The organism is Streptobacillus felis, assembly GCF_001559775.1.
GTDB lineage: Bacteria > Fusobacteriota > Fusobacteriia > Fusobacteriales > Leptotrichiaceae > Streptobacillus > Streptobacillus felis.
This window is the reverse complement of the sequence record NZ_LOHX01000078.1, coordinates 1-317: the sequence shown is the minus strand read 5'-3', so window position 1 is coordinate 317 and position 317 is coordinate 1. Positions and strand designations below refer to the sequence as shown.

Below are 317 nucleotides of genomic sequence, written 5' to 3'. Positions count from 1 at the left end.
GATATATCAAGTCATATTCTTTCATAATATTGTCTCTTGTTACTTTAGCTATCATAGAGGCTTCTTCTATGGTAATGGATTTGCCATCACCTTTTACTATAGCCTCCTGTTTACCTAAATATCCTTTTATTTCCTTATTTCCATCAACTAACACTAAATCTTTTTCATCTTTTTCCATATTATCTAATGCATTATTCATAGCTAAAAAAGTTGCATTTTATATATTAATTTCATCTATAACTTTTTCATCTACTCTACCTACACCTATTTTTATATCATCATTTGTAGTTACATAATTAAATAATTCTCTTCTTTTT

The 317-nt window shown here is 26.2% G+C and carries 1 protein-coding gene; it reads right to left on the bottom strand.

Annotated elements, in window-relative coordinates:
* Positions 1 to 199 (bottom strand): ribonuclease H family protein (locus AYC60_RS09265; RefSeq protein WP_459076623.1); only part of this gene is annotated, 199 nt, incomplete at its 3' end.
* Positions 200 to 317 lie beyond the last annotated feature (118 nt).